The sequence below is a fragment of the Hahella ganghwensis DSM 17046 genome, assembly GCF_000376785.1.
Lineage (GTDB): Bacteria > Pseudomonadota > Gammaproteobacteria > Pseudomonadales > Oleiphilaceae > Hahella > Hahella ganghwensis.
Genome location: NZ_AQXX01000002.1, coordinates 1 through 1,146, shown reverse-complemented (window position 1 = coordinate 1,146; position 1,146 = coordinate 1). Strand labels below are relative to the sequence as shown.

The window sequence follows — 1,146 nt, the reverse complement described above, 5'->3', positions numbered from 1 at the left end:
CCTGCCGTATTATCAATCCAACCTGGATAAAGCGGAAAGCAAAGTCAAGGAATGCGAAGCTGCCTTGAAAGAAGCGTTCTCTGCCAAGGACAAGGATCAATTAAAGGTTCTGTCGGAAGACCTGGAATGTAAGGCAGCAAAACAGGCGCATACCGAGTACCAACGCGAGCTTTCCAAGCTGGAGCAGAAAAAGCGTGCCGAAGAACGCTTAAAGCAGCGTGAGCTTGAGCAGGCGCAGTATGAAGAGGAAGTGGAAAAATACACCAAAGAGCTGACCGAGATGCCGATAGCGGATTTTTACGCGATCCGCAAGGAATGCGGCCTGCTGTCATTTGGGCAACGTCCTGCCAAGTGCAAAGCGTTTGATGAAATCAAGGAAGCCAAAGTTACGGCGGAACTCGATGTACTGATCAAAAAGTACGAAGGGGAGAAGTTGTCCGAGTACAACCAGGAACAATGCAAGGGGATTAATTACAATGAGGTGAACTGCGACCTGTCACGCGAAGCGGTCAAGAAGCAGCGACAAGATCAGATCGACTACTATTTGACAAACCGCGATGCACTGAAGTCCGCGTTTAATACCTGTCAGGCTCAATATGCTGAGTTGAAAAAAGCCCGTAAGCTCACCGAAGCGAGACAATACGTTCAAACGTTCGAATGCAGCGTTGTTGCCGATGCGGCACGGAAACTCAAGGTCTATGACTTTTCCAAGCCCATCGGTTGATGGAGTAACGGTGTGTTAGTTGGCTATGCGCGAGTCTCAACTCCTTCTCAAAGTCTGGATCTGCAAATCAAAGCGCTGAAAGAAGCAGGCTGCGACAAAATTTTCACGGATATTGCCAGTGGTGCCAAGACAGCACGACCGGGGCTGAAAGACGCTGAATTAGTTCTGCGGGAAGGTGATGCTTTGGTGGTCTGGAAATTGGATCGCTTGGGCCGATCCATTCAGCATCTTATTGAGTCCATTAACGCCCTCAAAGAAAAGGGTATTGGTTTTCGCAGTCTCCAGGAAGCCATCGACACGCAAACCAGTGGTGGCAAACTGGTGTTTCATATTTTCAGTGCCCTGGCTGAATTTGAGCGTGATCTAATCCGGGAACGAACCAATGCCGGATTGGAAGCGGCTCGCGCCCGTGGCAAAAAAGG

General features: G+C 49.6%; 2 protein-coding genes. Both read left to right on the top strand.

The window, feature by feature from the left end; translation table 11 throughout:
• A partial coding sequence (locus tag F566_RS0100015) for a thiamine pyrophosphate-dependent enzyme (RefSeq protein ID WP_020404947.1) occupies nucleotides 1-724 on the top strand: 724 nt, incomplete at its 5' end.
• Nucleotides 725-736: 12 nt separating this feature from the next.
• A partial coding sequence (locus F566_RS0100010; RefSeq protein WP_020404946.1) for a recombinase family protein occupies nucleotides 737-1,146 on the top strand: 410 nt, incomplete at its 3' end.